A 7,147-nucleotide genomic window follows, 5' to 3' on the forward strand; every position below is an offset into this window, starting at 1 on the left:
CATGAAACCGGCAAGCTGCCGGTCGTCAATTTCGCCGCCGGCGGCGTCGCTACCCCGGCTGACGCGGCGCTGATGATGCATTTGGGCGCTGACGGCGTCTTCGTCGGTTCCGGCATTTTCAAATCCGAAAATCCGGAGAAGTTCGCGCGCGCGATTGTGGAAGCGACGACGCATTACGAAGACTATAACCTGATTGCGAAAGTTTCGAAAAATCTCGGTACTCCGATGAAAGGCATTGAAATTTCGAAGCTGACTGCCGGCGAAAGGATGCAAGATCGCGGCTGGTAAGAAGCGTATCTCATCTTGCACGGTCCGGCAACGGAGAAGGAAGGCGTAGAGTGACATGAAAATTGGCGTACTTGCGCTGCAAGGCGCAGTGGCGGAACATATTCGCAGTTTGGAGGCGGCGGGGGCAACCGCCGTTTCCATCAAGCGGACGGAGCAGCTCGCCGAGCTTGACGGCCTCGTCATTCCCGGCGGCGAAAGCACGACGATCGGCAAGCTGATGCGCAAATACGGATTCATCGAAGCGATCCGGGAATTTGCAGCCGAAGGAAAGCCGATATTCGGCACTTGCGCCGGTCTGATCGTGCTGGCCAAACGGATTGAAGGACAGGACGAGGCGCATCTGCAGCTGATGGACATGACCGTTGCCCGCAACGCCTTCGGGCGCCAGCGGGAAAGCTTCGAAACCGATCTGGTCGTCAAAGGCGTCGATGAGCCGGTACGGGCTGTCTTTATCCGGGCCCCGCTGATCAAGTCGGTTGGAGCCGGCGTTGAGGTGCTGAGCACGTATCGCGACGAGATTGTAGTGGCTCGCCAAGGCAATCTGCTTGCCTGTTCGTTCCATCCCGAGCTGACGGAAGATTTCCGGATGCATGCCTATTTGCTGCAAATGGCCGAAGAAGCTGCGTCCTTGCGGGCTTCCGCAGAGAGGAGCAACAGCAGTGTTTGATATTAAAAGATTGCGCAATGATTTTGCGAAGGTCGAAGAAGCGCTCCGTCATCGCGGCAAGTCGGCCGAGCTGGTGGCGGAATTTCCAGCTTTGGACGGCAAACGGCGGGAGCTGCTCCAGGAAACCGAACAGTTGAAAAATCGGCGCAATACGGTTTCCCAGGAAGTGGCCAAGCTGAAGAAGGCCGGTGGCGACGCCAGCTCGCTCATCGCGGAAATGCGAGATGTGGGCGACCGCATCAAGGCGCTCGACGATGAGCTGCGAGCCGTCGAATCGGCGATCGAACAGCTGATGCTGGCTATTCCGAACGTACCCCACGAAAGCGTACCGGTAGGCGCGTCGGAAGAGGACAATGTAGAGATTCGTCGAGTCGGCGAGCCGAGGACGTTCGATTTCGAACCGAAGGCGCATTGGGATCTGGCCCAGGCGCTTGGTCTTCTTGATTTTGAACGGGCAGCCAAAGTGACGGGCTCGCGTTTCGTTTTTATCGCGGGCTCGGAGCCAGACTGGAACGGGCGCTCATCAACTTTATGATGGATTTGCACAGCGACGAGCATGGATATGAAGAATTTCTGCCGCCGTATCTGGTCAATCGCGACAGTCTGATCGGCACGGGGCAACTGCCGAAATTTGAAGAGGATCTGTTCAAAGTGGCGGACTCCGATTACTATCTTATTCCGACGGCAGAGGTGCCGGTGACAAACGTACTGCGTGATGAAATCCTCGATGCGGGTGATCTGCCCCGCTATTTCGTCGCATACAGCGCCTGCTTCCGTTCCGAGGCAGGAGCTGCGGGCCGCGATACGCGGGGGCTGATTCGGCAGCACCAATTCAACAAGGTCGAGCTTGTGAAGATCGTCGCCCCCGAACATTCTTATGACGAGCTCGAAACGTTGACGCAGAATGCCGAAAAGGTGCTGCAACTGCTCGAGCTGCCGTATAGCGTATTGACGCTTTGTACCGGCGATATGGGCTTCGCATCGGCGAAAACATACGATCTTGAGGTATGGCTGCCGAGCGCGGGAACGTACCGTGAAATATCGTCTTGCTCCAATTTCGAGGATTTTCAGGCCCGCAGGGCGAATATCCGGTTCCGCCGCGATGCGACGAGCAAGCCCGAATTTGTGCATACGTTGAACGGCTCGGGATTGGCAGTGGGCCGGACGGTAGCGGCGATTATGGAAAACTTCCAACAGGCCGACGGGTCGATCGTCGTGCCAAGCGTACTGCGTCCATATATGGGCGGACTGGAAATCATCGGCCCCGAAAAGGCGTAAACAGGATAGGACTGCAGACCCGAAACGGTTGAATCCGCTTTTGGGTCTGTGGTATAATATAATTTGTTATCCTTTTTGAATCGCGATGGAGAGGTACCGAAGCGGTCATAACGGGGCGGTCTTGAAAACCGTTAGGGTGCAAGCCCACGTGGGTTCGAATCCCACCCTCTCCGCCATTTATGAAATAACCGATCAAGCAGGGATGCCCGAAAGGGCGTCCTTTTTTTGTTTACGGGAATACCTCGCTTTTGGCGGCAAAGCCGTCTTATATACGAATAAAACCGGATTGCCTTCCGCATGTTAACGGTATGGAGGTGGTTTGGTCATGAGCGAAAAAGACGAGCTGCGAATCGAGCCGGAGAAGCTGGTCCAAGCATGGCAGGAAACGTTGCCCGAAGTGATGAACAGACCCGATCGCTCCGTCGTGGCAATGGATGAAGCCGATCCCCGATCGTTGCGAATTACGATTTATTCGGCAGGGCATCAAATGTACGCTTTCGACTTCAAAGTCACTTATGTCGACAGCCGGGAAGTCAAGGTGGAACTGATCGATGTAGAGAAGAATGATCGGACGATCGATGAGCGAAACGACATCATTCAGCAACTGATCGAAGATTATACCCGTCATCTTCATGAATGCGCGCAGGCGCTTCATCGACTGACGCACGTGTGATAAAGGAGGAAGCCAGCCGTGACACGAGCAAAAGGCCGTATCGATAAAAATTTGAGCAACGTCGTCGACGATCTGGACGAAAATCCGGTCAACAGCCACCAGGCCCAGCAGTTTCGCCAGGATGCGAACGACCGGCGGCATCAGGATGCGCTGAATCATGACGAGCCGACCGATTTGCAGCATCCCCGCAGTTAGCGGTCCGTTCGATACCAAGGAAGGAGCAAATGACACGAGATGAGCAAACCCGACAGCATTCCCGTCCCCAATCCCGACGAGCAGCGGGCAAGGCAGCATCAGGAACATAACCGTCCCCAGCAGCCGATGTCCGGGTCGAAGAAGACGAAGCAGCGTAATCACACGTCCCATTATAATCCGGAAGGGTAAAACCGCGAGTAACGCAACCTTCAGTTTGGCCATCAGAATGGCCGGGCTGAAGGTTTTTCAATTTTCTTGGAACTTTAGCATATTTTTAGAATCCATCTTCTTTAAACCTCGTAGTAAGTGGTATACAATGATTAAATGTGGCCTCAAGCTACAGTAAGAATAGTGGAGGGATCATGTTGAAGAAAAAGTATTGGTTGACCGCACTGTTGTTATCTATGGTGTTAACCGTAGCATCCGGTTGCGGGAGCAGCGGCAAGCCAGCCAAGGAAGCACTGCAAGAGGCAATGAACAAAGCGATGACGATGGAATCATATACGTTCAAAGGGTCATTCGGTATTGACGAACTGAGCTTGCCCGCGGAAGCGCTCGGCAGCAATCCGGCTGCCGGCATGGTGCCGCTGCTGAAAGGGGCTTCCATCACGGCGTCCGGAGCTTATCAAAGCGAACCGCTGCGTATGGAAGCGACCGCCGGGCTTTCGCTCGAAGGCGATCTGAAAATGTCGCTGGAAGTGCCGATTTTGCTCGAAGGCAAAAAATGTGGGTCAAAATTCCGCAAATTCCGATGGTGCCGCTGCCCGAGACGCTTACGGAGAAATTTGTCGAAGTCGATTTGGAGAAACTTGCCGAAGAATCGGGACAAGATTTGACGTCGGCGCTGGATATTAAAGTTCAGCAGCAGCTTGGCCAGGAACTCAGTGCGGTGCTTGTGAAAGATTTTGACGAAAAAACCTACTTCAGCGAATTGAAGAAGGACGAAGCCGGTCTTCCGGAAGATGTGAAAGCCGACCGCATTATTAAATTCGCCGTAACGAAAGACAATTCCGACGAAGCGCTGAATACGCTCTTCTCCAATACGCTGCCGCAAATTCTCGACATTCTGATGTCGAAAGAGGAATATATGAAGGCGGTGGATTTGAGCAAAGAAGAATTGGAGCAGGCGAAGACGGAATTGGCAGCGAACAAGGACGAAGCGCTGGCGGAAATTAAAAAAGTGCTGACCGTGAACGATCTTACCCTTGTTACGGCAATTCAGGACGGGTACGCTGTATACCAAAACGCGAAAATCGATATCGGCATCACCGATCCGGATTCGGGAGAATCGATGAAACTTGCGCTTCACTTTAATACGCAATATGGCGATATCAACAAGAAAGTGGAGTTCAAACAGGAAATTCCGACGGATGCGATTCCGGTCGACAAGCTTGCCGAAGAACTGGGAACGGGAGCCGAATTGGGATACTAATGATATTCAGCTTTACAGAAGCCGCGCCTGATGCGCGGCTTCTGCGTTTATCGCGGCAAACAAAAAATCGCGGCCACAAAGCCGCGATTGCTGTTATGTATGGTCGAGACGACAGGATTTGAACCTGCGACCTCTTGCTCCCGAAGCAAGCGCTCTACCAAGCTGAGCCACGTCTCGAAAATGGAGTTGTTTCGTTGTCGCCCCGTCATCGTTATTTCGATTATTCGGAGCAAGCAATAAAAATAATATCATATCCCCATAATGTTGTAAAGGGGTGATCAAAAATTTTTATGGTCGTCCGGATACGGTTTGCCAGCCCGAACATCCCTGATTCAGCTTCTCGTTTCCGGCGGAGGCCCGCCCGGCTGATGTCGTCCCAAGCGGCCTCCGCCGCCCTTATCGGTTATCGAGTTGCCGGTATGCGGTCGGCGAGAACCCCGTCTGCTCCTTGAACAGCCGGGAAAAGTAATATAAGGACATGCCGAGTTGCTCCGCGATCTCGGAGACGGTCATGTCCGTGGCGGCCAACCACCGCTTGGCCCGTTCGATACGCAGCGAATTGACGTATTGGATCGGCGACAGACCGGTGAATTGTTTGAACACCTGGATAAAATAATTGGGATGGTAATGGGCCACCTTGGCCATTTCCTCGACCGTCAACTGCTGATCCAGACGGCTCTCCATATAGCGGACGACGGTGTTGATTTTGTCGACGACGGCCGTAGATCGGCTGACCCGGACGTCTCTCCCGGCCGTTTCGATATAGGCGGCTACCATCTCCATAATTGTCGCTGTCACGCGGAATCCGGCGGCCAGTGTCGGATTATGCATCTCCCGGATCAGCGTTTCGAAGCGGTTAGTCCATGCCTGCCATTCATCGCCCCGATCGATCCGGATTGTCGGCGGAACCTCCAAAAGGTCGAACAGGCTCATTTCGCCGATCGTTGCGGTAAAATGGCACCAGTATTTACCGAACGTATCTTCGCTGATTGTGGAATAGCTTTGGCGAACACCCGCCGGCATCAGCACGAGCTGTCCCGGCTCGGGACGAATTTCGCGGTCTTCGATCCGGATAAGTCCCTCGCCCTCCCTGATCATATAGAAGCGATTGAAATCCGGTACAAAATCGGTATCTCGCCACGTGGAAGGCACTTTCGTATAGGCCGCTACGGAAACATGAAAACGGGCGCCGCCCATAAACTCTTTCCATAACCGGCTGTGCTGCGTCGGCATATGAGCCCCTCCCGGTTCCGATTGTTGGCTTCATCTACATTATAAGGGCAGTTCGGCAACAACAAAACAGCCGCAAGATTTGCCCGGGAACTGTCGTTTCTCCGGCAAACCTGCGGCTGGCAGCATTTGATTATTACATCGCTTCGTCGGACCAGCTATGGTCGGGCGGACCGCTATAAGCCCATTCCAGCAGCTTGAGGTAATAATGGACATTGACTTTTGTCAGTTCGATGCCATAACGGTACCGAAGCTGGCCGGAACCGGGGCGTCTCCAGCGAATCACGCCTTCCGTCGGGCCGACGGTCGGGTTGTCGAGCATGAGTGTGATGGAGTCGTCAACCGGGAGGAGCAAATTCGATTCAAAACAGAGCCCGTTCATCGAAATATTAAGGACAAGCACATGTGCTTTTAACGGCTCTGCCCATTCGCCCGATGGCGGAACGGTCAGCTCGAAAACCGAATTCCAGCTTATTCTCTCATATAGTCGTTGTTGTTGTACCATAGCATTATGCCCTCCAAGCATACACGCTCTGTAATGGATTTCGGGCTCTGACGTTAGAGTCAATATTAAGTATAAATTTCAAAAAGGGGGCTTAACATAGGTCCGGGGGTTTAAAAATGAGAAAATTTTTATATTTCTCCGTGACCATACCCGCGTGACAGCCGATTGGGTAAAAAGTTTATGGAGGGGATGAAGGAGTGGGTCGTTTCGTTTACGGTAGATGTCGAACATGGTAGAATGGTCGGTAGGAGGGCGAAATAATGGAAATAAATATGAATTTGCTCAGTAAATTTTCCGCTAACGGATATTATACGGAAAAGTGGGCGTCGCCCCAATCGTGGAATTGGGGTTGCTTTTGGCTGGGATTGTTATCGGGAATTTTTACCTGGTTCTTATATCGAAAAATGTATTTGAATGCCGTGCTGTTTTTATTGTCCAGGGAGCGTTTCTCTTTACGTTCGCCGCATTTGCGGACTGGACGGTCGGACTGCTCATATTCAACGCGATTGCCGCGCTTGCGATGGGACGGTTCGGCAACCGCATTTATTATCACCATGCGGCGGGAATCATTTCCCGGTGCAGCAGCGAAGAAGAGGTTGCGAGCCGCGGAGGCACGGATTTCTGGACGGCTTATGTGTTCACGTTCCTGCTTCCGCTCATTGTGGGGATTACCGTATCGAGCCTTGTCTTGTAATGTGGGAGAATGACCCGGCAGTACCGTTGCCCGGTCATTCTTTTTTTTGATTTAACGGGCCGCCGATCAGCGACCCAACCGGTACATTTCGGTGTAAGAGTGCGATAAGTGCTCATACCGGGGAATACATGATTCAATTAAACGGGACGGTTTTGACAACACAAAATATCATACACCTCTGACTA

Annotated in this window: 9 protein-coding genes, 2 tRNA genes and 2 pseudogenes; 10 read left to right on the top strand and 3 right to left on the bottom strand. The window is 52.9% G+C overall.

Annotation, left to right across the window (positions count from 1 at the left end; all coding sequences use genetic code 11):
* The 9 genes and pseudogenes from PACILC2_RS25825 to PACILC2_RS25865 form a co-directional block, all read left to right on the top strand.
* Window positions 1–288, top strand: a pseudogene (locus tag PACILC2_RS25825) (pyridoxal 5'-phosphate synthase lyase subunit PdxS); the annotation flags it as partial.
* A gap of 55 nt (window positions 289–343) precedes the next feature.
* The gene (gene pdxT / locus PACILC2_RS25830) at window positions 344–955 is read left to right on the top strand and encodes a pyridoxal 5'-phosphate synthase glutaminase subunit PdxT (protein ID WP_213531879.1); all 612 of its coding nucleotides are present in this window, start codon (window positions 344–346) and stop codon (window positions 953–955) included.
* Window positions 948–2,233, top strand: a pseudogene (gene serS, locus PACILC2_RS25835) (serine--tRNA ligase). Before pdxT ends, serS begins: the two are co-directional and overlap by 8 nt.
* A gap of 87 nt (window positions 2,234–2,320) precedes the next feature.
* A tRNA-Ser gene (locus PACILC2_RS25840) sits at window positions 2,321–2,409 on the top strand.
* 149 nt (window positions 2,410–2,558) lie between these two features.
* On the top strand, window positions 2,559–2,906 hold the full coding sequence (locus PACILC2_RS25845) for a hypothetical protein (RefSeq protein WP_062489556.1): 348 nt from the start codon (window positions 2,559–2,561) through the stop codon (window positions 2,904–2,906).
* Window positions 2,907–2,924: 18 nt separating this feature from the next.
* On the top strand, window positions 2,925–3,101 hold the full coding sequence (locus PACILC2_RS25850; RefSeq protein WP_201024064.1) for a hypothetical protein: 177 nt from the start codon (window positions 2,925–2,927) through the stop codon (window positions 3,099–3,101).
* 39 nt (window positions 3,102–3,140) lie between these two features.
* Entirely contained in the window at window positions 3,141–3,290 is a 150-nt protein-coding gene (locus PACILC2_RS25855) for a hypothetical protein (RefSeq protein ID WP_062489553.1), read from the top strand.
* 284 nt (window positions 3,291–3,574) lie between these two features.
* Window positions 3,575–3,937, top strand: coding sequence for a hypothetical protein (locus tag PACILC2_RS25860; protein ID WP_213531881.1), 363 nt, complete (start codon window positions 3,575–3,577; stop codon window positions 3,935–3,937).
* Window positions 3,826–4,533, top strand: a complete 708-nt coding sequence (locus PACILC2_RS25865) for a hypothetical protein (RefSeq protein WP_213531883.1) — start codon at window positions 3,826–3,828, stop codon at window positions 4,531–4,533. Before PACILC2_RS25860 ends, PACILC2_RS25865 begins: the two co-directional genes overlap by 112 nt.
* A gap of 100 nt (window positions 4,534–4,633) precedes the next feature.
* Here PACILC2_RS25865 and PACILC2_RS25870 read toward each other — a convergent pair.
* From PACILC2_RS25870 to PACILC2_RS25880, 3 genes are all read right to left on the bottom strand, one after another.
* Window positions 4,634–4,710: transfer RNA gene (locus PACILC2_RS25870), tRNA-Pro, on the bottom strand.
* Window positions 4,711–4,929: 219 nt separating this feature from the next.
* The gene (locus PACILC2_RS25875; protein ID WP_062489549.1) at window positions 4,930–5,766 is read right to left on the bottom strand and encodes an AraC family transcriptional regulator; all 837 of its coding nucleotides are present in this window, start codon (window positions 5,764–5,766) and stop codon (window positions 4,930–4,932) included.
* A gap of 133 nt (window positions 5,767–5,899) precedes the next feature.
* On the bottom strand, window positions 5,900–6,268 hold the full coding sequence (locus tag PACILC2_RS25880) for a PilZ domain-containing protein (protein WP_062489548.1): 369 nt from the start codon (window positions 6,266–6,268) through the stop codon (window positions 5,900–5,902).
* 337 nt (window positions 6,269–6,605) lie between these two features.
* On the opposite strand from PACILC2_RS25880, the gene PACILC2_RS25885 reads away from it, so the two are divergent.
* Window positions 6,606–6,962 carry a hypothetical protein gene (locus PACILC2_RS25885; protein ID WP_213531885.1) on the top strand — a complete coding sequence of 119 codons (357 nt, stop codon included), beginning with the start codon at window positions 6,606–6,608 and terminating at the stop codon, window positions 6,960–6,962.
* Window positions 6,963–7,147 lie beyond the last annotated feature (185 nt).

This window comes from Paenibacillus cisolokensis, from assembly GCF_018403665.1.
In the GTDB taxonomy this organism is placed as follows: Bacteria; Bacillota; Bacilli; order Paenibacillales; family Paenibacillaceae; genus Paenibacillus_AH; species Paenibacillus_AH cisolokensis.

Excerpts from the sequence above, each read along its gene's own strand:
- pdxT (WP_213531879.1), top strand. The coding sequence starts at position 344 with ATGAAAATTGGCGTACTTGCGCTGCAAGGCGCAGTGGCGGAACATATT.
- PACILC2_RS25845 (WP_062489556.1), top strand. The coding sequence starts at position 2,559 with ATGAGCGAAAAAGACGAGCTGCGAATCGAGCCGGAGAAGCTGGTCCAA.
- PACILC2_RS25855 (WP_062489553.1), top strand. The coding sequence starts at position 3,141 with ATGAGCAAACCCGACAGCATTCCCGTCCCCAATCCCGACGAGCAGCGG.
- PACILC2_RS25860 (WP_213531881.1), top strand. The coding sequence starts at position 3,575 with ATGAACAAAGCGATGACGATGGAATCATATACGTTCAAAGGGTCATTC.
- PACILC2_RS25865 (WP_213531883.1), top strand. The coding sequence starts at position 3,826 with ATGTGGGTCAAAATTCCGCAAATTCCGATGGTGCCGCTGCCCGAGACG.
- PACILC2_RS25875 (WP_062489549.1), bottom strand. The coding sequence starts at position 5,766 with ATGCCGACGCAGCACAGCCGGTTATGGAAAGAGTTTATGGGCGGCGCC.
- PACILC2_RS25880 (WP_062489548.1), bottom strand. The coding sequence starts at position 6,268 with ATGGTACAACAACAACGACTATATGAGAGAATAAGCTGGAATTCGGTT.